General features: G+C 64.0%; 19 protein-coding genes, 2 tRNA genes and 2 pseudogenes. 14 read left to right on the top strand and 9 right to left on the bottom strand.

Features of this window, described 5'->3' with window-relative positions; genetic code table 11:
• Positions 1-34 precede the first annotated feature (34 nt).
• Positions 35-1,540 (top strand): glycerol kinase GlpK, encoded by a 1,506-nt coding sequence (gene glpK / locus K368_RS0116735; RefSeq protein WP_027173327.1) that lies wholly within the window; start codon positions 35-37, stop codon positions 1,538-1,540.
• Between the two features lie 55 nt (positions 1,541-1,595).
• On the opposite strand, the gene K368_RS0116730 is transcribed toward glpK, so the two are convergent.
• Positions 1,596-1,669 (bottom strand) — tRNA-Cys (locus K368_RS0116730).
• Positions 1,670-1,875: 206 nt separating this feature from the next.
• On the opposite strand from K368_RS0116730, the gene K368_RS0116725 reads away from it, so the two are divergent.
• Positions 1,876-1,951 (top strand) — tRNA-Asn (locus tag K368_RS0116725).
• A 288-nt stretch (positions 1,952-2,239) separates the two neighbouring features.
• Here K368_RS0116725 and K368_RS27110 read toward each other — a convergent pair.
• A complete protein-coding gene (locus K368_RS27110; RefSeq protein ID WP_197031026.1) occupies positions 2,240-2,821 on the bottom strand; it encodes a hypothetical protein in 582 nt (193 codons plus the stop codon).
• A gap of 1,004 nt (positions 2,822-3,825) precedes the next feature.
• Between K368_RS27110 and K368_RS26780 the strand changes: the two genes are divergently transcribed.
• On the top strand, positions 3,826-4,035 hold the full coding sequence (locus K368_RS26780; protein WP_027173326.1) for a hypothetical protein: 210 nt from the start codon (positions 3,826-3,828) through the stop codon (positions 4,033-4,035).
• A gap of 1,538 nt (positions 4,036-5,573) precedes the next feature.
• Here the strand turns inward: K368_RS26780 and K368_RS0116710 are convergent.
• Entirely contained in the window at positions 5,574-6,017 is a 444-nt protein-coding gene (locus K368_RS0116710; RefSeq protein ID WP_245259604.1) for a hypothetical protein, read from the bottom strand.
• Between the two features lie 10 nt (positions 6,018-6,027).
• Between K368_RS0116710 and K368_RS0116705 the strand changes: the two genes are divergently transcribed.
• The 3 genes from K368_RS0116705 (at position 6,028) to K368_RS0116695 (ending at position 8,735) form a co-directional block, all read left to right on the top strand.
• Positions 6,028-6,231: a hypothetical protein gene (locus K368_RS0116705; protein ID WP_027173324.1), complete on the top strand. Its 204-nt coding sequence runs from the start codon at positions 6,028-6,030 to the stop codon at positions 6,229-6,231.
• A 535-nt stretch (positions 6,232-6,766) separates the two neighbouring features.
• Entirely contained in the window at positions 6,767-8,239 is a 1,473-nt protein-coding gene (locus K368_RS0116700; protein WP_027173323.1) for a DUF2252 domain-containing protein, read from the top strand.
• Positions 8,240-8,357: 118 nt separating this feature from the next.
• Positions 8,358-8,735 (top strand): hypothetical protein, encoded by a 378-nt coding sequence (locus K368_RS0116695; protein ID WP_027173322.1) that lies wholly within the window; start codon positions 8,358-8,360, stop codon positions 8,733-8,735.
• A 70-nt stretch (positions 8,736-8,805) separates the two neighbouring features.
• Here the strand turns inward: K368_RS0116695 and K368_RS0116690 are convergent, their stop codons facing one another.
• The 4 genes and pseudogenes from K368_RS0116690 to K368_RS0116680 form a co-directional block, all read right to left on the bottom strand.
• Complete coding sequence (locus tag K368_RS0116690; protein ID WP_027173321.1) at positions 8,806-9,081, bottom strand: hypothetical protein; 276 nt, start codon at positions 9,079-9,081, stop codon at positions 8,806-8,808.
• A gap of 26 nt (positions 9,082-9,107) precedes the next feature.
• Positions 9,108-9,362 carry a hypothetical protein gene (locus tag K368_RS0116685; protein ID WP_027173320.1) on the bottom strand — a complete coding sequence of 85 codons (255 nt, stop codon included), beginning with the start codon at positions 9,360-9,362 and terminating at the stop codon, positions 9,108-9,110.
• Positions 9,363-9,391: 29 nt separating this feature from the next.
• Positions 9,392-9,481: pseudogene (locus K368_RS27450) on the bottom strand (thermonuclease family protein); the annotation flags it as partial.
• A 379-nt stretch (positions 9,482-9,860) separates the two neighbouring features.
• Positions 9,861-10,514: an SOS response-associated peptidase gene (locus tag K368_RS0116680; protein ID WP_027173319.1), complete on the bottom strand. Its 654-nt coding sequence runs from the start codon at positions 10,512-10,514 to the stop codon at positions 9,861-9,863.
• A gap of 71 nt (positions 10,515-10,585) precedes the next feature.
• On the opposite strand from K368_RS0116680, the gene K368_RS0116675 reads away from it, so the two are divergent.
• From K368_RS0116675 to K368_RS26170, 3 genes are all read left to right on the top strand, one after another.
• A complete protein-coding gene (locus K368_RS0116675; RefSeq protein WP_027173318.1) occupies positions 10,586-11,464 on the top strand; it encodes an SDR family oxidoreductase in 879 nt (292 codons plus the stop codon).
• Positions 11,465-11,778: 314 nt separating this feature from the next.
• Positions 11,779-12,333: a DUF2059 domain-containing protein gene (locus K368_RS0116665; RefSeq protein ID WP_027173316.1), complete on the top strand. Its 555-nt coding sequence runs from the start codon at positions 11,779-11,781 to the stop codon at positions 12,331-12,333.
• A gap of 257 nt (positions 12,334-12,590) precedes the next feature.
• Positions 12,591-12,824, top strand: coding sequence for a hypothetical protein (locus K368_RS26170; protein ID WP_245259602.1), 234 nt, complete (start codon positions 12,591-12,593; stop codon positions 12,822-12,824).
• Positions 12,825-13,043: 219 nt separating this feature from the next.
• Here the strand turns inward: K368_RS26170 and K368_RS27445 are convergent, their stop codons facing one another.
• Together K368_RS27445 and K368_RS27610 are read right to left on the bottom strand one after the other, a co-directional pair.
• The gene (locus K368_RS27445; protein ID WP_245259713.1) at positions 13,044-13,286 is read right to left on the bottom strand and encodes a hypothetical protein; all 243 of its coding nucleotides are present in this window, start codon (positions 13,284-13,286) and stop codon (positions 13,044-13,046) included.
• A gap of 18 nt (positions 13,287-13,304) precedes the next feature.
• Positions 13,305-13,490, bottom strand: a pseudogene (locus tag K368_RS27610) (KilA-N domain-containing protein); the annotation flags it as partial.
• An 884-nt stretch (positions 13,491-14,374) separates the two neighbouring features.
• Here K368_RS27610 and K368_RS0116655 point away from each other — a divergent pair.
• The 5 genes from K368_RS0116655 to K368_RS0116635 all read left to right on the top strand — a co-directional run bounded on the left by K368_RS0116655 (position 14,375) and on the right by K368_RS0116635 (position 21,273).
• Positions 14,375-15,676 (top strand): glycosyltransferase family 1 protein, encoded by a 1,302-nt coding sequence (locus K368_RS0116655; RefSeq protein ID WP_027173314.1) that lies wholly within the window; start codon positions 14,375-14,377, stop codon positions 15,674-15,676.
• A gap of 399 nt (positions 15,677-16,075) precedes the next feature.
• On the top strand, positions 16,076-18,280 hold the full coding sequence (locus K368_RS0116650) for a polysaccharide pyruvyl transferase family protein (protein WP_027173313.1): 2,205 nt from the start codon (positions 16,076-16,078) through the stop codon (positions 18,278-18,280).
• A gap of 229 nt (positions 18,281-18,509) precedes the next feature.
• On the top strand, positions 18,510-19,808 hold the full coding sequence (locus K368_RS0116645) for a glycosyltransferase family 1 protein (protein ID WP_027173312.1): 1,299 nt from the start codon (positions 18,510-18,512) through the stop codon (positions 19,806-19,808).
• Between the two features lie 70 nt (positions 19,809-19,878).
• Positions 19,879-20,880 (top strand): NAD-dependent epimerase/dehydratase family protein, encoded by a 1,002-nt coding sequence (locus tag K368_RS0116640; RefSeq protein WP_027173311.1) that lies wholly within the window; start codon positions 19,879-19,881, stop codon positions 20,878-20,880.
• Between the two features lie 150 nt (positions 20,881-21,030).
• Complete coding sequence (locus tag K368_RS0116635) at positions 21,031-21,273, top strand: hypothetical protein (protein WP_036266422.1); 243 nt, start codon at positions 21,031-21,033, stop codon at positions 21,271-21,273.
• Positions 21,274-21,631: the final 358 nt, after the last annotated feature.

Below are 21,631 nucleotides of genomic sequence, written 5' to 3'. Positions count from 1 at the left end.
CGGGGACGCGCACCATCGAAGGGGGGAGACGGCCATGTCGCGCTATGTCGGGGCGATCGATCAGGGCACGACCAGCACGCGCTTCATCGTTTTCGATCGCGGCGGCGCGATCATCGCCTTGGCCCAGCGCGAGCACGAGCAGATCTACCCCCGTCCCGGCCATGTGGAGCACGACGCCAACGAGATCTGGCGCAACACCCGGACCGTGATGCGCGAGGCCCTGCAGACGGCGGGGCTGCAGCCTTCGGACCTCGTCTCCATCGGCATCACCAATCAGCGCGAGACCACGCTGATCTGGGATCGCGCCACTGGGCGCCCGCTCCACAACGCCCTGGTCTGGCAGGATACGCGGGTGGACGGGCTCGTGGCCGAGTTCGCCCGCGACGGTGGCAAGGATCGTTTCCGCGCGGTCACCGGGCTGCCGCTCGCGAGCTACTTTGCCGGTCTCAAGCTCGCCTGGCTCCTCGACCGGGTGCCCGGTGCCCGCGCGGCGGCCGAGGCAGGGGATGTCCTGTTCGGCACTATCGACACTTGGCTCGTCTGGAACCTCACCGGCGGCCCGCAGGGCGGTCTCCACGTCACCGACGCGACCAATGCCAGCCGCACCCAGCTCATGGCCCTCGACACCCTCGACTGGGATGCCGGCATGATCTCGGCCTTCGGCATCCCACGGGCGATGCTGCCGAGGATCGTTTCGTCGAGCGCGGTCTACGGCGAGACGCGGGGCGCCCTCCCCGGCGTGCCTATCGCCGGCATCCTCGGGGACCAGCAGGCGGCCCTGTTCGGTCAGGCCTGCTTCTCGCCCGGCGAGGCCAAGAACACCTACGGCACCGGCTGCTTCGTGCTGATGAATACCGGGACAGTTCCGGTGCCCTCCACCTGCGGCCTCGTCACCACCCTCGCCTATCGGCTCGGCGACGAGGCGCCGGTCTATGCCCTCGAAGGCTCCATCGCCATCACCGGCGCCTTGGTGCAGTGGCTGCGCGACAATCTCGGTCTCATCCGGGACAGCGCAGAGATCGAGTCCCTCGCCCGCACGGTGGAGGACAATGGCGACGTGTATTTCGTGCCGGCCTTCTCGGGGCTCTACGCGCCGCATTGGCGGGAGAGCGCGCGCGGCATCATCGCCGGCCTCACCCGCTACGCCAACAAGGGCCACATCGCCCGTGCCGCCCTGGAGGCCACCGCCTACCAGACCCGGGAGGTCATCGAGGCGATGGAGACGGATTCGAGAATTGCGATCGCGGAATTGAGGGCCGATGGCGGCATGGTCGGCAACGACCTCCTGATGCAGTTCCAGGCGGACCTTCTCGCCGTGCCGGTGCTGCGACCGAAGGTGACGGAGACCACGGCGCTGGGTGCCGCCTATGCGGCCGGCCTCGCCACGGGGTACTGGGCCGGCACCGGCGACCTCGTGGCCAATTGGGGCGTCGACCATCGCTGGCACCCGCGAATGGACGAGGGCCGGCGCAACCGGCTCTACGCCGCCTGGGGCAGGGCCGTGACCCGCTCGTTCGGATGGATCGAGCCAACGGGATGAGCGCCCGGGCCATGACCGAGTACTCTCTCCACAAAGTCGGGGATCGAGAAAGATTTGGAGGCCTCGCCCGGAATCGAACCGGGGTGCAAGGATTTGCAGTCCTCTGCGTAACCACTCCGCCACGAGGCCTCTGCCACATCCCATCGAGGAGGGAATGGCGCCTCCGGATCGGGCGGTCGATCCAAGGTGACGGGTCTCTTACAGAGCCTGGGCCTCGTTCGCAACGGGGATTCCGCGCCACGAGGCCAAAGCGGGGCGAGGCCGTAAACAAAGCCGACAAATATGCGAAGAGGCCTTGCGTCCCGCCAAAGCCGTGTGTAGAGACCCCGCCGTGGTCCCCGATAGCTCAGTTGGTAGAGCAAGCGACTGTTAATCGCTTTGTCGTAGGTTCGAGTCCTACTCGGGGAGCCAGCCTCTTTTCAAGCGATTGATTTTCCTCGCTTTTCCGGCCCGATTCCTGCACCGGATTGGAAGGTGCGGGGATTTCCCTCTCCGCCATATGGGTCGCCAGACGGTCGGCCAGCTTCACGCGATTGGCGCCCCGCACGTAGGTCGCGCTCTCCCGGCTTCCCTTCGTCCAGCCGAACCAGGCGTTCAACTCGGCCTCGGTCGCGCCCGCCTTGCGCAGACCATGTGCCGCCCCTGGGACGCCGGCGGCCCGACACGCCTCCCTGAACCAGTTCCCGAAGCTCTCCTTCGTCATCGGTCGGCCGCGCTCGCCGGTGATGAACGTGAGGTCGCCGATCGGTGCGGCCGCGATCGAGGCGGCCAGCGGCGGCATGATGCGGACGGAAACGTCCTGCCCGTCTTCTCGGTCGTGACCCGCAGGACACCGTTGCGGACATGCGGACGCCCGACCCGCGCGGCGTCACCGCGACGCAGGCCAGTGTAGAGGAGGAGATCGAGAGCCAAGCGCTCGCGTGTGCCGAGCTTCCACCGAGCCTCGAAACGGGCAACTTCCTCATCGGTCCATGTGTGGAATCCGTTTCGGTCGTTGACGCCGGCAAGGAGCGTCACGCCGCGCGTCGGATCCGCCGGGATGAACTCGCGGTCGACGGCCCAGCCGAAGAGCCCCCGCATCGTCTTGAGCCAGTCGTTCGCGCCGTGCGGCTTTTCCTTGCGCCGATCCATACCTTCCTGGATCGAGCGCCGGTTGATGTCGGCGAGGCGCTCGTTCCCCGCGATCGCCACCATGGCCTGGAGCAGGCCGTGTCGTTGGGCGCGCGTGGCCCCTGACAGCCCCTCGCTCCACTGCGCGCTGTTCACGTAGCGGTCGACCACCCAGGCAACGGTCCCGGTCGCTATAGCCGGAGCCGGCTTGTTCGGGCGCCCTTCGACCGCCGCGCGATACTATTGCCAGAATGCCTGCGTGTCGTATTCGGCCCGCGGCCGAACGCGCGGGCCCGCTCCTCGTCGGACGTACCAGACGACGGTGCCATGGCGGGTTGTCTCGCGGACAAGGTGAGGGGGGCGGCGGCGCAGCATGTCGGGCGTCATAGGACCACCACCCTGCCCTCTCCGGCAAGCTTCGGATTGCTCTGGACTTCGGGACGGGCCTCTGCTCTGCCCGTCGTCTCGACATCGCCGAACAGGTCGCTCGCGTCCTGCGTTCCAACGCAGAGACGCAGAAGTTCGTTGAAGAGTAGGCCAAGCTCCGCGCCGAAGCCGCCAAGCGGGATCGCGATCGCGCGGTCTCCGTCTGGCAGGTCGCGCTGTCTGGCAGGTCGCGCTGTCCTGCCTCGCTGCCGGAGCCGCCTTCTTCGGTGCGGGCGCCGCCTTCATCAAGCTCCTCGGTTCATGACAGCCCAACGTCTCCGCGACATCCTTGCCTTGCTCCGCTGGTCTCAGCGGAGCTTGGCCGAGGCTCTGGACTGCGATGGCCGTCTCGTGCGCCGCTGGCCGTCCGGAGACGGGTCCGTGCCCGAGCCTGTGGCCGAGTGGCTCGAAGCTCTGGCGAAGGCGCACGCGGCGATTCCTATGCCTGTCGAGTGGAGGCGGCGGCCATGCTCGATCGCTGACAGTCGCAGCAGCCGCGCGCCAGCGGATCGCCCGAGGCGAGTTCTGGCAGCGCCAGACCCATACGTGGGCTCTGTCGTGCTGCCGCGAATACCGGGCCGAGATCACCCGCTTGTCCGCCCGAGCCTGAGGAGAAGCCGACTCGAACAGCCCCGCCGATCCGACCACGACCGCGCCTCTCCCCGAGGCGCCCTTCCCGGCCTCGATCCCCTCGCGGCCAGACCATCCCCCGCCCTGCCCCATTCTCATCGAGCCTGGAGTCCAGTCCGATGGCAACGCCCCTGCTCACCCTCGTTCCCGCCGCCGCCGATCCGATCCTCGCGGCCATCGCCGTCCATCGCGACGCTTGGAGGGATTTCGCCAACGCCACGCCCGAGAGCGTAACGGAGACCGCACTCGCCCAGCGCACCGCCATGGCCGATCATGAAAGGGCCGAAGCGGTCCCTGGCTGGCAGCAGTCCCATGATGCGGAGGCCTGATCGCCCGGCACGGACGCCTTCCCAGGCCTTCCGTGCCGCACACAGGCAGCGGCATTCCCTCGATGCCGTTGCCGTCAGGCAGGTTCGCCGATCCCTCGTGAAGCTCTGCCGCAGCTGTCCAGGGCTGCAATGAGGCGCTTCCCTGTCCAGAGGGAGCCGAAGGCCGATGGAGCATCACCATGAGATGAGGCCCGCTTCCGATCTGAATGCCCGTTCCAGGTCCCCACCTGTCCCGACCATCCGGCAGCGTCGTTCCTGTCCAGGGGATCGTTGCCGCTGGTGCGTGTCTCGGCTCGTGCCAATGCAGGAGAAATGGTTATGTTAAAGCTTGGATTCGATAGCAGAGGCAAGAAAATCTGAAGATCAGACGCTAAGACGCGCCTATGAACGAATCATAATTAAGCAACACCAAGCGTCTTGCCCATTTTTCACTTGGCTATGCTCATCCATGGCGGCCTATAGCTTCTGCACAGGCGCGGGCGCCATGGCGGTTTTCTCGACCTCATCGGAAGGGGCAAAAACCGACATCCATCCGCCCCGTCCCATTGCGGGTCGCCAGCCGCTTGGCGGGTTCTCTTTCTGCTAACCGCCCTGGCCCATCCTCCTTGTCGAGCCAAGTTGCGTATCGGTTCGCGTGAGATGGACGACCCACCCCGCCGACCCCGTGAGCAGATCGGGGGCGGCGGGGCTGAGCGTTTTGACGGCTGGATACTTCTTACATCGTGCATGAGTGGGACTGATGCCGAGCTAGCTTGGCTGCTCCTCGGTCTTTTCGATCTCTGGATCGTCTTCTTCCGGCATCGAGGGCGGCTTCCGCTCAGGCGGTTGGGACGTGGCTGGCGGATTGTCGATGGGCTGCAAATCGGCGCCTGGCTGCGGTGTATCGGCTGCGGTCACGGGTTCGTTCCCTCATCGTTGCAAGAAGCAAAGCCCTCCATGATCGGAAGCGTTCCAAAGCGTGACCGAAGCTCGGCCCTGCCCGCTGGAGCATCAAGCACATCGTGGAGGAAAAGGCCGGCATCAGCACTGGCTTCCGGCCGGTCTCTGTACTTCGACACGCCGCACCAGTTCCGGTTCACCCTACGAGCCAATTCGCAAGAGTGAGACCTTACTCTCCACAGTCGGCCCCGAGCTGGATTGCATCAGGCTGCTGCTGACTTTCGCAATCTAGTCCCGCCAAGGAGGAACACCTCAATCCCGCTCCCGTTGAAGTGGAAACAGGGAGTGAACCAATGGTCGATGACGTCGCGTCAGGTGAACCTAAAACCCCGTCACCGCTCGACCCCGCCGAAAAGGCTAAAGTCCCCGATGGCCTTACCGACGCCGGTCCAACAGGGCCGCGCTCTGTAGAGCCTTCGACGGATAAGGGGCCTTCGACAGGGGGGTATGACAACCATTCACCGAGCAACCACTCAACCAACGAAAAGGGTGGCTACGGCGCGGGTTAATCCTGTTCCTCCACTCTGTCTCAGATGTAGCCCCGCGGCCATAGACGTCGCGGGGCTTCGTCTGTCACCTTGGTTGGACCGACTAGATCATCAGCAGTCGTCGCTGCCGGGCTTCACGACCTGCCCTTCGGCCGGCTTCTTCTCGCCGGCGGCGGGCTGGGTGTTCGAGCCGACATTGTTCATGGCACCGACCGTGCCGGGCGACTCGGCCTTCGCGCCGGGGGTCACCTTGGCGTCGGAGCCGCCGTCTACCTTGGAGCTCTTATCAGCTGCGCTTTGCTTGTCCTGACTGTTGGACGTCGTGCCGACGGCGCAAGGGGCTGCGATCGTGGTGGCGGCCGTGAGCGTCAGTATGGCAGTGGCAGCGGCGAGCGAACGGATGATCGTCATGTTTCCTCCCGGATCGTTGTCCAGGCGACCAACCATGTGGGGAGGTGCCTGTTCCTCCACGAAGAAGTCGCACCCAGAAAGCCCTAAAACTCGATAGGCGTCGTGACCCTTTTCAGCGCCGATGCGTTGGCTGCTGCCGAACAAGGAGACCTTCATGGCAGCGAACGACAAGGCCACGACTTACACCCTGAAACAGGCTCTCGCGGCGAAGGTTGGCGACCACGTCGAGATCGCTGTGGAAGCCAAGGACGGTACCAAGTTCAAGATCGTGGCGACCGCCGAGCAGCTCGACGCTCTCACCGGCGATCTGGAAGGCATCCTCGACGAGGACGACGCCAAGGCCGAGGCTGCGGAGTAGCAGATTAGGGCTCCTCATTGATCGATAACCATATGATCCCCATATGGGAGTCATGCCGATTGCGACCCACGTCGCTTGATCGGGAACGGCCACGATGCCGGATTAGGGTGACGCCGGATGTACGCGCACCTTGGCCCAGCGTCTGTGGCCGTTAGCTTTGATAGGGCCTGAAAGCTCTTTATTAGGGCGCACAATGCCCTTTCCATTCTTTCGATCTGTCGATTCCATCGACGGGCGCGAAGGCAGGCGCCACCGAGCGGTCGCCCTCCCCCTTGATGCATTTCGTTCATGATCGGTGTTCCACGGTAGCCCGATATGGCGACGGCTTTCGATCACGGGAAAATCAGGGCTCCAGCGCCGGTGCGCTGACGAGCGATGCGTCTGCCCTCAAGGATCTTGAAGTCTGTTCTCGATGATGTGTTTCGCCAATCGCCGAATTTCTGCGCCCGCCGCCGGCATTGCGTTAATCGCGGTCCGTCTCCCGTTCTAATCCACCGCTTTGAGAAGGATCTGCGACTTGGATCGATCGACGGATATCTCGGATGTCACGCATGTCGAGCCGAGCGAGACCGTCAAGACTGCGCCGGACGCAGTCCTCGAGCCGCTGGCGGACTTCCCTCATATTGATCTTCGCACCGGCGTAGAGCCCTGGGAAAAACGCCGGGCCGCCGGCAAGACCCTGCGGGCGAAAGTGCCTCATGCAGTCCATGCCGCTCTCAACACGGGCTCTGACCGCCCCGATCCGGTCTCGCTGATCGAGGGCGCGCATGAGGGCAGGCAAACCCATCTGATCCCGCTGAGGATCGCCCGGATGGCGAGTTCTCCTTTCGCATTCCTACGCGGTGCAGCGCATGTGATGGCCTGGGACTTGGCACAGGGCGCACGCGGTGCGATCGACGTTGTCATGAACGGTGACGCGCACATCTCGAATTTTGGGTTGTTCGGGACTCCGCAGGGCGAAGTGGTGTTCGATCTCAACGATTTCGACGAGGTGACGATCGGACCTTGGGAATGGGATCTGAAACGGCTCTGCGCCAGTGTCGAAGTGGCGGCGCGTGACGATGGTGTACGGGGCTTGGAACGGCGGGAGGCCGTGCTCGCGGCCGTGGCCGGGTATCAGCATACCATGGACGATCTGGCGCCCCGCGGCTCCCTTGATGTGTGGCAGCGAGCGGCGCGAGCCGACCAGCTCGAATTTTCGGGTATCGAGATCGACGCGCAATCCCAGACGGTGGTGCGCAAGGCCGTCGAGAAGGCGCGCCGCAAGAACAACAAGAGCCTGCTCGACCGGGTTGGCGAGCGGCGCACGGATGGCAGCTGGCGGTTTCGCGAGGAACCGCCAATCCTAATGCGCGTCGACGAAGCCACGCGCCAGAACGTAACCTCGGGCCTCGAACGCTATGCCGAGACCTTACCGCGCGAGCGCCGATTCATGCTCAACCGCTATCATGTGGTGGACGTGGCCCATCGGGTGGTCGGGGTCGGAAGTGTTGGAACCCGGGCATACGTGGCCCTGCTCTGCGGCAATTCCGATCAGGATGCGCTCTTCCTTCAGGTCAAGGAGGCCGTTCGACCGGCCCATGCGCCCTATCTCGTTGGCATGCCCGAACCTTATGCGAGCCACGAGGGCGAGCGCGTCATCTACGGACAGAAGCTCCTGCAGGCGGTGGGAGACCCCCTGCTTGGTTGGACGTCGATCGACGACCGGCCCTTTTATGTCCGTCAGATGAAGAACATGAAGGGGGAGATCCCCATTGCCAGGATGGCAGGGCAACCCCTGCTGTACTTTTCCCACGCCTATGGAGCGCTCCTGGCCCGCGCACATGCCCGCACGGGCGATGCGGCGGCGATTGCTGGCTATTGTGGTCATGACGGACGCGCGGATCTGCGCGAAGCGTTCGCGGATTGGGCACACGCTTACGGGGATCAGAACGAAGCGGACTATCATGCATTTCTGTCCGCGATCTCTGCTGGCAGGCTCGAGGTTGCACAGGACGCCTGCCTTTGACCAAAGGGACGGCTATTCAGTGTCGGACGTCTAAAACCGGCAGGCGCAGTGCCGCATGTCCTAGCGTGGTCGATCCTCACCCTCTATCCCGTCCTGCCCATCACAGCCGCCGGGCCTCATGTCAGCGTCACCAGCCTTCAAGATCGAACCCGGTAGCCCGCAGGCGCGGCGTGAAGCCTTCCTCGGCATGAAGCCCAGTGTGGTTCCTTGTGCCGGCCTGAAGGCGCAGAGCTGGCAGGCCGTCCACCCTGCGACTCTCGACTTCCTCGACAAGCACGCCGACGAGGCCGTCCGGCTCGGGTGGACGACGTTGCAACTCTTCGACGCGCATCCCGACCTCGGCGTGATCCGTTCCGACTTTTGCGGGGCCATGGTGCTGAGTGGTGAGGTGGTGTCCGCCGTCGAGGCGAATGCCATCCCGCTCAAGCGGACGCGGTACTTTCGGAACGTGCCAGGCCGGCCGAAGGGGGCCGTGCCGATCTGGTCGGCGAAGTAGGCCCGTCCGCCTGGTGCCACTGGCCTGGATCGTTGCAATGGCCGCGCGAGCCCCGTCGTGGCAAGAACGTTCAGGCAGCCCCGATCTCGAATTCCATGCCCCTGCCCGGGCCCTGGTCGGCATAGTCGATCAGCGCATACCCACGCTCTGCGAGGTCGGCTTCGAGGATGTCGCGGTGTTTCCGGTACATCTGGCCGATTGCCAGGGGCGTCAGTCGCGGATTGCCCCGCCGCAGCTGATCGACACCGATACTGACCGGCGTGCCCTCGCGATCCGCGATCCTGACGAGGGCCGATGCCAGATCGGCGGCCTTCGTTTCCGTGGCCGATTTTGCTTTGAACGCCATGTGGTCTCCCTGATCCGGTGGCGAGCCTACCCGCCCTGAAGGCTCTCGTCGAAATCGTCCGGGATCTCGCCGAACTGGCCGAGGATCGTCGCGCTCTCCAGCTCGCCGGTCTCGTCGTCGGCCATGACCTTGATCGCTGCCGTGCCCGGCATCCGGCCGGCCATCGCCTCGGCCTTTTTCAGTGCTCCGAACTCGGTCGGTGCGAGCTCGCGGTCGCCGGGAACGAGGTGCTTCCGCTTGATGGTGAAGGTCTGCACCAGGAACGTCGTCTTGATCGCCATCGTCGTGCTCCTCGTCGGTCGGTTGCCCTATCCTGGCAGAACTGTCCGCTCTCGGGCGCATCGATCCCATGGAGGCGAATGCGGGTGCCGCCGATGTCGAGGGTGTCTCCGTCGACCAGGCGAAGATTTCAGAAGCGCGAATGGGATGGACCAGCCGCGCTATTGGTTCCAGTTTAAAGGCATGATGCGACTTATGATTCTATGCCTTCTCATACCATTTCCCTCGCAAGCAGCATGGATCGACACTGGAGATGGTCCTTGGGTGCCGGGAACTGTCAACACAGCAAAGCCTGCGCCTGCGTACCCGTCTCGGTGAAGGGGATGCGTATGAGCAAGAGTTGCGGAGAGCCGTTAAGAGCAAAAGCTGCCGTCCAATGCCGGATCAGGCCCGTGTCGACATCAAAGAGCGAAGCGGCCCTTTCGTGTGCGTGAAGGCTGCGGATACAGACGGGCGATGCGAATGGGTTGAGGCGGTCGGAGTTGCCCAGTAGGGCAGGATCATTCTGCAGGGTCCTTCCGCGCTCCGGCCGCCACCACCTTCATCATGGCGTCAGGCAGCGGGCGCTGTAGCTCAAGGGCGACCTCTGTCGGCGCCTCCAACCACGTCCGCCACTCCTCTGGCGTCGTTAGCAGGACGGGCATTGCCTTAGGGTGGACCGGGCCGACGATTCCATTCGCGTCACAGGTGAGGAACGAGAACAGTCGATGCCCGGCCTCCTCCCGGTCGGGGTTCTCGGCCTTGGTGCCGCGCACGCCGGTCCAGGGGCGCCAGATCCCAGCGAATGCGAAGAGCGGGCGGTCGTCATCGAGGGCGAACCATGTCGGCGTCTTCTTCGGCTTGGTGTCCGCGTACTCGCTGAACGACGAGACCGGGACTAGGCAGCGGTATTCCGGCTTGAGCCACGGCCGCCAATGCGGGCTCTTTACGTTCCGCACGTTGGTGACGGGATGCTCGCCGTACTGCTTCGGCCCCGGGATGCCCCATCGGAACATATCGAGCGTGGGCCTGCCGTCTTCGACCCGGATGATCGGCGCCATCTGATCGGGGAAGATGCCGGGCATCCTCGGCAGGTTGCCGCCGCGATCCTCCTCGACCCCGAATGCCTTACGGATCTCTGCCTGCGAGGTGATGAGGCTGTAGAGGTTGCACATTCCAGCACCATTCTGCCGCAGCTACGATCCGCCGTCTGTCACGTTAGCCGAGACCTTCGGAAGGACAGACGATGACCTCAGACCCGCGCACCGCCGGCCCTCGACCACCCTTTCCGGGAGACCAGCAGCAGGAACGGCCTGGCTTAACGTCGAAGATGACACCAGTGCCGGACCACGGCGAGGACAGCTATGTCGGCAAGGGACTGCTGATCGGCAAGGTCGCCTTGATCACGGGTGGCGACAGTGGAATTGGGCGCGCAGTAGCGATTGCCTATGCCCGTGAAGGAGCGGATGTCGCGATCTCCTATCTGGCAGTCGAGCAGTCCGATGCGGAGGAGACCGCTCGGTGGATCGAGAAAGCCGGGCGACGCGTTGTATTGTTGCCGGGCGACCTGCGGGATGAAGCGCATTGCCGCGATCTTGTCGCTCAGACCGTCGAAGCCCTCGGTGGCATCGATATCCTGGTGAACAACGCTGCCGCGCAGACGGTCAACGAGGATCTCGACGATGTGACGGCCGAGGATCTCGAAGGGTCGTTCAGAGCCAACGTCTTCGCCATGTACTATCTCTGCCAGGCGGCGGTGCCTCACATGAAGCCGGGCTCGGCGATCGTCAATTCGACCAGCCAGCAGGCCAAGATCGCCGACAAGACGATGCTGATCTATGCAGCGACCAAGGGCGCGATCGCGAGCCTCACCATTGGTCTATCGAACTTGCTCGCACCTAAGGGCATTCGCGTGAACTGTGTGGCGCCCGGCCCGATCTGGACACCCATCCAGCCGATCGTGAAAAGCCCCGAGCAGATCGAGAAGCTTGGCGATGATACCCCCCTTGGGAGAGCTGGCCAGCCCGCCGAACTCGCGCCGGCTTATGTTCTTCTGGCGTCGCGCGAGGGCAGCTACATGGCCGGCGCGTTGGTGCCGGTGACAGGTGGCACTCCCATGTTCTAGCCAATCCGCGCGTCCTGGCATCGTCGAGAACGGCCAGCACTTCACTGCGGGCCAGGCCGTCTCGCCGGCAGCAGGGTGCGCGACCGACCTCCAAAACTTAAGGAGCGGGTTGACGCGACGTTATCCTCGGTGCGGGAGAAGATGCGCGCAAACCTGGGAGCCACGCTGAAGGCGTTCCTCGACCGCCCGCCGAGGTAGCTGCCCCCGCTATCCACAGCCCCGTGTAACTGCTCCTGCCCCGCCTGGCTCATGCCGAGGCGGGTTTTTCATTTGAATTGCCCTACCTCTCCAGTTCCACAACTGGAGGAACCCTCTTGCTGAATCGTATCGGCCGCTTAGCCCCCCTCATTGCAGGCCTTTCCCTGTGTATTCCCCTCGCATCGGAAGCGTTTGCCCAAGCCGCAGCGCCAACGGTAAAGCCTACTGCAACGGCAGTACAAGATCCGGCGACGCTGAAGGTGGCGCGTGAGGTTGTGGCGCAGATGCAGGGGGATCGCGAGACTACGTTGTCCTCAATGGCCGCCCCCATGGCTGGTATGATGCAACAGATGGGAATCAAGGAGGCAGGCCGGGCGCAGGTCATCGTCCAAGAAGCCGTACTGCCAATGATGACGGCTCATTACGACGAACTCCTTGACATCCAGGCCCGCAGCTTCGCCGGTGTCCTGAGCAAAGAGGATCTGCAAGCGGTAGGAACGTTCTATGCTTCTCCGGCGGGCCGACGTCTGGCCGCTGCACAACCTCAACTCGTTCAGGCCCAGATGACCGGCACGACACAGTGGATGCAGGGCCTGATGCCCGAGATGCAGACGAAGATCGTGCAGGTCATCAAAGCGAAGGGGTGGGGGCCTGGCGACAAGCCCAAATGATGGCTTTCGCTTGGGTGCCAACACTCTGCGTGAGCGGCCATGACCTGCCCGGCTTAGGCTGGGCGGGATTTCTCCGTTTTCCGTCTCACGAGAACGTGGTTGAGCGCGGCAGCCTCAGCAATCCCCCGTTCATTCTGTGGAGCCCATCACTGCGCCGTTGGAACTTCAGGGAGGCAATCGTGCGCATACGTTCAAGCAAGATCCTTTTGACGATCGCGGCCTGTGTCGGCTTAGCCTCAATTGCCGAAGCGGCGCCTATGCCTATCGCTGGGGCCAGTCACGCCTCGCATGAAACGATCGAGGCCGTGCAGTACTACGGCGGTGGCTATGGCTATGGAGGGGGCTACGGCGGCGGCTATGGCTACGGCCACTCGCCCGAGCACCGCTACCGGCAACACGTTCGGCGTCAGATGCTCCATGAGCGCCGCTACGATGCCCACCTGCGCCGACAGGATCAGCATTATCGTCGCGCCTATCGCTACGGGTACTGAGCCGCGGCATTCGCCCCGCCAGATCCTAGCATCCTTCATCCGCCCGGCTCACGCCGCGGCGGGTTTTTCGTTTAAGGGTCCTATGCCTCAGGCAGCCTTCGGCTTCGCCAGCGGTCTCGGAAGATACTGGAGAGCCTCCGCATCACGCTTGCGGAAGTAGTCATAGGCATACTTCGGGATCCAGACCTGGCGCACATGGCGGCGGAAGTCCGCCAGGTGCTATTCCGGATAAAGCTTCGCCGGCACGCGGCGCCCGTCCTCGTAGCTGTGCCAGTAAGTCGGTAGAGCATCGGTATCGACACCTTTTGCCCGAAGCTCCTTGCAGTAGATCCGTCCGTAAGAAATGTCGGGGACCATCTCAGGGGGCAACCGGTAACCAAGCCGTTCCAACGGAGCGATGAGCAGGATCGACAACTCTGCCAGAACGGAGAAGTAGCCGGCTGGAACACGCTCGCTGTTCACCAGATGATGAATCGCAACCTGAGGATGAGCCCAGGTGCCCTGCAGGTGAGGCTCACCCCCGACAAGTGACTGAATTAGTTCCGCTATCGGTACACCGAGGGCGGCCGATAAGGCCTGGGTATACTCCTTAAAGCTGCGAGCTTCCCAATACCGGCTCCATGGGCGACCAACCGCTTGGCACATAGCGGTTGCGTTGATGTAGCCGTCCTTGACGCGCTGCTAGACGATCTCACGCTCGACGACGTGAGGGATCAGTTCGAAATGCTGTTGCAAAGCTGTGACCAATTCCGGTTCGCTGCGAAAATCGCCGACCAGGGTCTGGACTCATCCGCCGGATCAAAGCTTTTGATCCGCTTTCACCGAATGGTCCGGCCCTGGCCGACCCCTAAACGAGAGGCCATTGCCGGATCGGTGGTGGCCTTTCTCGTTTTGGGACGCCAACCTTCCCGAGTCGTGGTTCACGGTCCATTACCAGTACCACGCCCGACGCAATGGCCTGTGGAGAGGGACGGGCGGACTACGTCATTCGAGCCCGGCCGCCGTCATGGCGCGCCGGGCTTTTTCGCGTCCAGACAAATCGCTGACGACCCTGATTCGGCGCCGCGCAGGGTGCGGGGGGGGCAGCGAAAATTCTCCTTATGGGTCAATAGGCACTCTGGGAGCAGGTGCGGGAGTCATAGATTTGAAATCATTGAGTTATTTCAGACCTGCTCGGGGAGCCAAAGACCTTCTCCGGTCCTGGCTGCGCTGGATGAGACGTGGGATGAGGGGCGTGGACCTGTCCGTCTCAAGCATCACTGCTACCATTGTAATGCCAGCCATCGGGATCGATGGGGGCTCTGATTTCGCCTGACCGGCTATGCGCGGTTGGTCCGATGCATTAGCCTCGTCCGGCAGTGGGGTGACGTCATATTTTCGACGCGTCGTGCACGCACTTGGCCGCTGCGTTTTTGAATGGGCGGGGCGTTCCGAACGATGGAAAGAATCGCTGACTCAGGGGGCGGTCAGAGAAGGATGCATGTCATGCGGCGATGCTTGGCCATCGTTGGAACCAAAATGCAGGTTCCATGACAGCTTCGAACATTCTGATGGACTACACGGATCTGGTCTCCTTCTTCAAAAGAGGGCTGCCGATCACGGGGATCCAGCGGGTCGTCTACGAAATCACCAGCGCGATCCAGGCGGACGATCTCGACTGCGTCATCACTCCCATCGGCATCACGCCGTTCAAGCGGCGGCTCGCACCCATCAGCGCTCCGATGCTGGAGCTGATCGAGGCGTATGGCCGGACCAACACCGTCCAGGGCCGCTCCCTCGTCGCCAAGGCGGTGGAGGAGCTGAGCTACGTCCGCATCTTCAAGAACCAGCCGGCGGCGGCCGCCGACCGTTCCATGCCCCGGTCGGCTCCGTGGCTGGTCATGCTCGGGGCGAGCTGGTCGCGCTCGAACTATGCGGGCATCGTCAGCGCGCTGAAATCCGCCGACATCTCATGCCGCAAGGCGATCCTCGTCCACGACATGCTGCCGATCGAGCGGCCGAAGCTCACCTTCCGCTCAGCCCATGCCACGTTCAAGCGCTGGATCGACCTCGTACTCGAGACCGCGGATGTGATCTTCACGCCGTCCCGCGCCACGGCGGACGCGCTCATCGCCTATCAGGGGTTCGATTGCGGGCGGATCGTGACGCTCACCTTCGGTGTGTCTCAGATCGGCGACAACACCCCGCCGAAGCCGCTGAAGGTCAAGGAACCCTTCATCCTCTACGTCTCGTCGGTGCACCCGCGGAAGAACCATCGCGTCGCCATCAAGGCCTGGTCACTGGCCTTCAAGGGCAACGAACAGGCCGCTCCGAGCCTCGTCTGCGTCGGGCACAGCAAGCGCAAGAAGCGCATGATGCTGCGCGCCATCGTCAGGCGGACGCCGCTGGCGCGGAAGCTCCACTTTCTCGCCAAGGTCGACGATCTGGCGCTGCGGACCCTCTACAAGAACTGCCAGATGTTCGTGTTTCCCTCCCGCTACGAGGGATGGGGCCTGCCGGTGGCCGAAGCCCTGAGCTTCGGCAAGTTCGGCATCGTCTCGAACACCACCTCTCTGCCCGAGGTCGGCCAGCATTTCGTCGACTATGCTCCTGCCCATAAGCCGAGCGAATGGGCCGCCAAAATCAAGACCTACGCCACCGACCCCGAATTGCTTCGGGAAAAGGAGCGCGAGATCGACAGGAATTATCGGCCCGCCACCTGGACGGAGACCGGCCGGCAGATCATCGCGGCCTTGAATCGCGTCGACGAAGGGGCCAAGACCACGCGGGTCGCCAAACGCCCAGACCCGCCCCGACGCGTTGTCCCGACGTCGGGCGCAGCGAAGCCGCGCGTCCCACAGACCACGCCGTGATGACGGCCGTACCCTCCCCGCCTTGTCGCCGTCCGGAGCGAGACCGATGGCATCCTACGGTTTTGCCGATACCGCGACATCCCGCCCTGGACACCCCACGGAATCAGCCTTAATCAGGCGCACCAATGACTTGGGAGGGGCGGCGGACTTGGCATTCAGGCAATCAAATGCAGGATGACCTCGGTGTCCGCCAGCAGGACGAGTTTGGCGATTGCGTCGAACTACCGAAAATATAGTCACTCGAGCGTCGATGGCATTTTTTGCGCAGCCCTTGTTACTGGTTGCGGTGGGGCGAGTCCGAGAGCGTCAATCGTGTCGATGCTAGCGGATCTGAAACACACCATCACGATACGATCATTGTTTTTGTTCTAGAAAATCCGAGAACCAAGGACGCGATCTATGGCGACATCCATCACCCGGTACGTGCGTGAGAAAGGCGAGATTCCGCTGGCCTGGGCCGGTTCGACCCTGGACATGAACTATCTCAACTTCGGCGACGCTCTGAGCCCGGTGATGATCGCTCTGCTCTCGGGTAAGCCGATCCGCAGAGCACCGATGAAGTCGTTCGCGCCTCGCCTGTCCTGCGTCGGTACGATCGGGCATGGCTTCGCCAACGGCGAGGTCTGGTTCTGGGGCACGGGCTGCTCGAATTGGGCCAACCCCTCCGCGCCCGCGGCTGAAAAGAAACCCTTCGTCCCGTCCGCGGAGTCGCAATTCACCGTGACCGCCACTCGCGGCCCGGTCTCGGAATCGCTTCTTTCGGCCAAGACTCTCTCGCACGCCGTTCCCTACGGCGACCCGGTCTGGCTGCTGCCCCGTTTCTACAAGCCGACCGTCAAGAAGCGCTACAAGCTCGGCGTCATCCTTCACCTGTCGGAACTCGCCAACCGCGAGATGGAGGCGGTGCCCCGCAAGGAGATCGCGCGCTTCAGGATCCCGGCCGAACTCGCCGATGACATCCATCTCATCACGACCGTCACCGAACTGCATGTCGGCGCGCTTCAGTCGAAGATCGACGAGATCCTGTCCTGCGAGCGCATCGTCTCCACGAGCCTCCACGGCATGGTGATCGCGGAATCCTACGGTATTCCCTGCCTGTATTTCGCGCCGAGCCTGAGCAAGGACGGGCTGCAATCGGTGGAGCTCACCCCCGGTGGCGACGTCGACCTGCGCATCGTCGATCTCTATACCGGCCTCGGCCTGCCGAAGATCGACGTCTACAACCAGCCGCGGCCCAAGCCGAGCGACTGGCCCGCGATCATGAAGGCCATCGACAAGAGCTGGTCCCCGAAGACCTTCGATGGCGATGCCCTGATCAACGCCTTCCCGGTCGATCTGAGCCCGATCTCCGCCGCGCCCGGCGAGACGATCTGGGAGCACAAGGCGCTCACCGACCTTAAACTCCGCCACGATGTCGGCGAGCTGAACCGCCTCGACCGCAAGGAATTCCCGGGAGGTGCCAAGGTGGCCGCTGCCCGATTTCCTGACGAATCTCCCCAAGGCGCTTCCAAAGCCGCTGCAAGAGCTGTGGCTGAAAAGACTGTCTCCGAGCCGGCTGGCGAAGATGCTGCGGCGAAGCTAGAAAAAAAAAAGAGCTCCGTCGCTCTCCTGAAGCGCATTAAATCGACCCTGCCGCCCGGTTCGGTGCCCCTGGCCTGGGCGGCCAGTTCGCAGAAGTTTCCCTACGCCAATTTCGGTGACGCGCTGAGCGCCGTCATGGTCGCCGCCATCTCTGGGCGCGTCGTGCGGCATGCGGCCTTCGACAGCAATTCCGAGCGCCTCGTCGCGGTCGGAACCATCGGCCATGCCATCAGCAACGGCAAGGTGCACATGTGGGGCACCGGTCTCGATGCCCAGCGCTGTCCGGGTAATCCAAATCCGGCGCCCTATCAGCGCCCGGCGGGAACCGAGTTCCACGTCCATGCCGTGCGCGGCCCCAAGACCGGCGCCGTACTGAGGGCGCAGGGCATCGCGGTGCCGGAGATCTACGGCGATCCGGTCTACCTGCTGCCCAAGTTCTGGCCCATGGACCATGTGGCAAAGACCCATGAGATCGGCGTCATCGTTCACCTGACCGAGCTCGCTTCCCAGGATCCCGCCGCCACCGTTCTCGACGTGATGACGCGGTACGGCATCCCGCCCGAGCGCAAGGGCGATATCCGGATCATCAATACGATCACCGAACGCGATGCGTCGTCCCTGCGTGCCAAGGTCGAGGAGATCGTATCCTGCCGGCACATCCTCTCCACCTCGCTCCACGGCCTCGTGATCGCGGAATGCTACGGCATTCCCAGTGCCTGGTTCGCCACCTATGGCCAGGGCGAGGGCCGTGAGCTCAAGCTCGACGACGATGAGGAGAAGGTCGATCACCGGGTGCGGGATTTCTATCTCGGCGCCGGTGTGACCCGCCTCAACGCATTCTGCCTGGAGCGGCGCGCCAAGCCCGAGTGGGACAAGGCCGTCGACTGGATCAAGGCCACATGGCGGCCCCTGACCTACTCGCCCCAGGCATTGTTCGACGCCTTCCCGCTGCCGAAGGCGGTCGAGTTCGAGGCGACCCCCTGGCCGGTGGAGCCGAAGGTGCTCAAAGCGCTGAAGTTCTAGGCGTCCGGCCCTACGGGACGCGTCGTATCGTCGAGGCCACGCGGCGATCGAGAAGAGCCGAACTCCGTCCTCCCGGAGGCGTCAGCGCCCGAGGAGGAGGAACGGGGTTCGGACGGCACGAGGCCGAGCCACCGGCGGGTGAGACCGCATGTGGTCCGAGTCTTCTATTCCTGTCGCCAACGACCCATCGCAGAACCATCCGAGGAAGTCCGGAATGCCTAAAAGTGTGATGTTGGATGGGTACAATCTCGGCCTGGAGAAGGGGACCGGCGTCGCCACCTACGCCCGCAACCTGAGCTACGAGTTGCACGAGCTCGGCTACCGGACCGACGTCCTCTATGGAACCCGCGCCTCGCCGGGCATCGATCCGCTTTTGCGTGAGATATCGTTCTTCGATCCGGCGGTGGGCGTCCCGCCGCAATGGCTGGTGATCCTGCGCTATCTTCGCGATCAGCTCACCTCGCCCCTCGGGCGGCGTGCGGTGAAGGTGCCGATCACCGGCACCGTCATCAGCAAGACGTTCGAATCGCGGATGCCGTATTTCGACCAGATCTGGAACAGCGTGAACCTGTTCGACGTCGCGCTCGCCTATTTCAAGACCTACAACCGGACCCTGCGCGTCAGCGGCCTGCGCACGCCCGACATCATGCACTGGACCTATCCTCTGCCGATCCGGATCCCGGGCGCCAAGAACATCTACACCCTGCACGACCTCGTTCCCCTGCGCCTGCCCTTCACCACCGGCGACATCAAGCGGCGCTACCTGCGCCTGATGCGGCGCATCGTGAAGGATGCCGATCACATCGTCACCGTGTCCGAGACCTCGCGCCGTGACATCATCAACCTGCTCGGCTGCCCCGAGCACCGCATCACCAACACCTACCAGTCGGTGGAAATCCCCAAGAAGTTCTCCGAGAAGCCCGACGACGTGGTCCGCCGCGAGATCGAGGGCGCCTTCGGCCTTCCCTACAAGGGCTATTTCCTGTTCTTCGGTGCCATCGAGCCGAAAAAGAACGTCGGCCGCCTCGTCGAGGCCTATCTCGCGAGCCAGGTCTCGGCGCCCCTCGTCATCGTCGGCGGTGCGGCTTGGAAATCGGATGTCGAGTTCAAGTTCATCAATCCGACGACGAACTCGTATCTCGAGCAGATCGACAACATGACCTACCAGCGCGACCGCATCCGGCGGTTCGATTACGCGCCGTTCTCGCTCCTCGTCAGCCTCATCCGCGGTGCCAAGGGCGTCGTGTTCCCCTCCCTCTACGAGGGCTTCGGCCTTCCCGTGCTGGAGGCCATGCTGCTCGGCACCCCGGTCATCACCTCCAAGGAGGGCTCGACGCCGGAAGTGGCGGGCGACGCGGCCCTGCTGATCAACCCCTACGACACCCGCGACATCGCCGACGCGATCCGCGCGGTGGATTCGGATGCGGACCTGCGCGGGCGCCTCTCCGAGATGGGCAAGGTCCAGGCGGCGAAGTACAGCCCCGAGATCTATCGCGGGCGCCTCAAGGAACTCTACGAGCGACTCTGAACGGACCTTTCCGGATCGCCGCCGGCCTCGTCGGCGGCGATCCGGGCGACGGTGAGGCCTCGACCCGACAATGGCGATTCTCGTGACCGGAGCCGCGGGCTTCATCGGCTACCATGTGGCCGATCACCTGCTCGCGCGTGGCGAGACGGTCATCGGCATCGACAATCTCAACGATTACTATTCCGTCGCGCTCAAGCGGGACCGGATCGAGGATCTCGCGACGCGCCGGGGCGAGGCGTTCCGCTTCCTGCCCATCGATTTCTCCGATCACGAGGCCCTGGACAGGGGGCTCAAGGGGCAGGGGATCGACAGGATCGTCCATCTCGGCGCGCAGGCCGGGGTGCGCTACTCCATCGAGAACCCGCGCGCCTACGTCCAGGCCAACGTGGTCGGTCACCTCAACATCCTGGAATTCGCGCGCCACCGGGGCGTGGCGCATCTCGCCTATGCCTCGTCCTCCTCGGTCTATGGCGGCAATACCTCCCTGCCCTTCCGGGTCGAGGACCGCGTCGACCATCCGGTCTCGCTCTATGCCGCCACCAAGAAGGCGGACGAGCTGATGAGCGAGACCTACGCCCATCTCTATCGACTGCCCCAGACGGGCCTGCGCTTCTTCACTGTCTACGGGCCCTGGGGACGGCCCGACATGGCCTTGTGGCTGTTCGCCAAGGCGATCTTCGCGGGCGAGCCGATCCGCGTGTTCAACGACGGCGCGATGCGCCGCGACTTCACCTATATCGACGACATCGTCGTTGGCATCCTCGCCTGCCTCGACAATCCGCCCCCCGATGACTGGGCGGAGAAGGCCGGCGGCAGCCATGCGCCGCACCGGCTCTACAATATCGGCAACAGCACGTCCGTGCCGCTCCTGCGGATGATCGACGTGCTGGAGGAGGCCTGTGGGCGCCCGGCGATCCGCCGGTCCGAGCCGATGCAGCCCGGCGACGTGAGGGAGACCTACGCCGATCTCGGCGCCATCGCCCGCGACCTCGGCTATGCCCCGACGACGCCGATCGAGGTCGGCATCCCGGCCTTCGTGCACTGGTTCAAGGCCTATCACCGGCTCGGGTGACGCGACCCAGGCGGCCGGCTTCTGTCCAAGGTACCGATCCTCCGGCGGGACAGTCGCCATCCCCCATATGGGGGATGGCAGGACTGAGCGGGACGGTAGTGTTTCCGTGATCCAGGGGCGCGATCTCGCCTAGTACCATGGGGAACAGCGATGTTCATCGATTGCCGTATCACCTACGATCTCCGTTCCGATGACCGGAGCCTCGATAGGTGGACCGTCTTCGACACCAAGACCGGTCGGCCGGCATGGGTGAAGGGTCTGCGGCAGGTCGGGCTTGCCTTCGCCGAGGCCGACGCACTCGTCGACACATTGAACGCCATGGAACGCGCGGCACCGGGATCGTCGGTGACCTGGTCGGAACGTTTGAGTGGGCCGCTCCTCGCCCCCGTGTGATCCGCTCGTCCCACCGTGCCGGTTCCGGCTTAGCCGTCGGCTGAGTCCACCGGCCGCTCCCGTCAGGCCCGGTCACGGTCCGGCCTGGGCGGAGGCTGGCCGCCATCATGGCCATCACTTGGCGCCGTCCTCTCCGCGCCGTCGGTCGCTTGGCCCGGCCTCCGCCCTCTCGATGGTGCGGCCTTAAGACAACGCTAACCCTGTTCTTTTACCACGTTGGGGTCGGCGAGGAGCCGTCCCGATATGGTGGCCGTGCGCCTTGAACGTGCGCGATCCCCCGGGACGAACCTCGGCTGCCGCGTCCGTCGCGCCGGTCCGGGATGCGCGAAGGGACGTCCGTGAAACATCCCGGGCAGCG

Origin of the sequence: Methylobacterium sp. 10 (assembly GCF_000519085.1) — a bacterium.
Taxonomy (GTDB): Bacteria; Pseudomonadota; Alphaproteobacteria; order Rhizobiales; family Beijerinckiaceae; genus Methylobacterium.
Note: the sequence above shows the minus strand (reverse complement) of the source record. Positions and strands in the feature narration are given on the sequence as shown.

What these genes read in the sequence shown, in the direction of transcription:
- glpK (WP_027173327.1), top strand. Translation starts at nt 35, where the DNA reads ATGTCGCGCTATGTCGGGGCGATCGATCAGGGCACGACCAGCACGCGC.
- K368_RS26780 (WP_027173326.1), top strand. Translation starts at nt 3,826, where the DNA reads ATGGCAACGCCCCTGCTCACCCTCGTTCCCGCCGCCGCCGATCCGATC.
- K368_RS0116705 (WP_027173324.1), top strand. Translation starts at nt 6,028, where the DNA reads ATGGCAGCGAACGACAAGGCCACGACTTACACCCTGAAACAGGCTCTC.
- K368_RS0116695 (WP_027173322.1), top strand. Translation starts at nt 8,358, where the DNA reads ATGTCAGCGTCACCAGCCTTCAAGATCGAACCCGGTAGCCCGCAGGCG.
- K368_RS0116690 (WP_027173321.1), bottom strand. Translation starts at nt 9,081, where the DNA reads ATGGCGTTCAAAGCAAAATCGGCCACGGAAACGAAGGCCGCCGATCTG.
- K368_RS0116685 (WP_027173320.1), bottom strand. Translation starts at nt 9,362, where the DNA reads ATGGCGATCAAGACGACGTTCCTGGTGCAGACCTTCACCATCAAGCGG.
- K368_RS0116680 (WP_027173319.1), bottom strand. Translation starts at nt 10,514, where the DNA reads ATGTGCAACCTCTACAGCCTCATCACCTCGCAGGCAGAGATCCGTAAG.
- K368_RS0116675 (WP_027173318.1), top strand. Translation starts at nt 10,586, where the DNA reads ATGACCTCAGACCCGCGCACCGCCGGCCCTCGACCACCCTTTCCGGGA.
- K368_RS26170 (WP_245259602.1), top strand. Translation starts at nt 12,591, where the DNA reads ATGCCTATCGCTGGGGCCAGTCACGCCTCGCATGAAACGATCGAGGCC.
- K368_RS0116655 (WP_027173314.1), top strand. Translation starts at nt 14,375, where the DNA reads ATGGACTACACGGATCTGGTCTCCTTCTTCAAAAGAGGGCTGCCGATC.
- K368_RS0116650 (WP_027173313.1), top strand. Translation starts at nt 16,076, where the DNA reads ATGGCGACATCCATCACCCGGTACGTGCGTGAGAAAGGCGAGATTCCG.
- K368_RS0116645 (WP_027173312.1), top strand. Translation starts at nt 18,510, where the DNA reads ATGTTGGATGGGTACAATCTCGGCCTGGAGAAGGGGACCGGCGTCGCC.
- K368_RS0116640 (WP_027173311.1), top strand. Translation starts at nt 19,879, where the DNA reads ATGGCGATTCTCGTGACCGGAGCCGCGGGCTTCATCGGCTACCATGTG.
- K368_RS0116635 (WP_036266422.1), top strand. Translation starts at nt 21,031, where the DNA reads ATGTTCATCGATTGCCGTATCACCTACGATCTCCGTTCCGATGACCGG.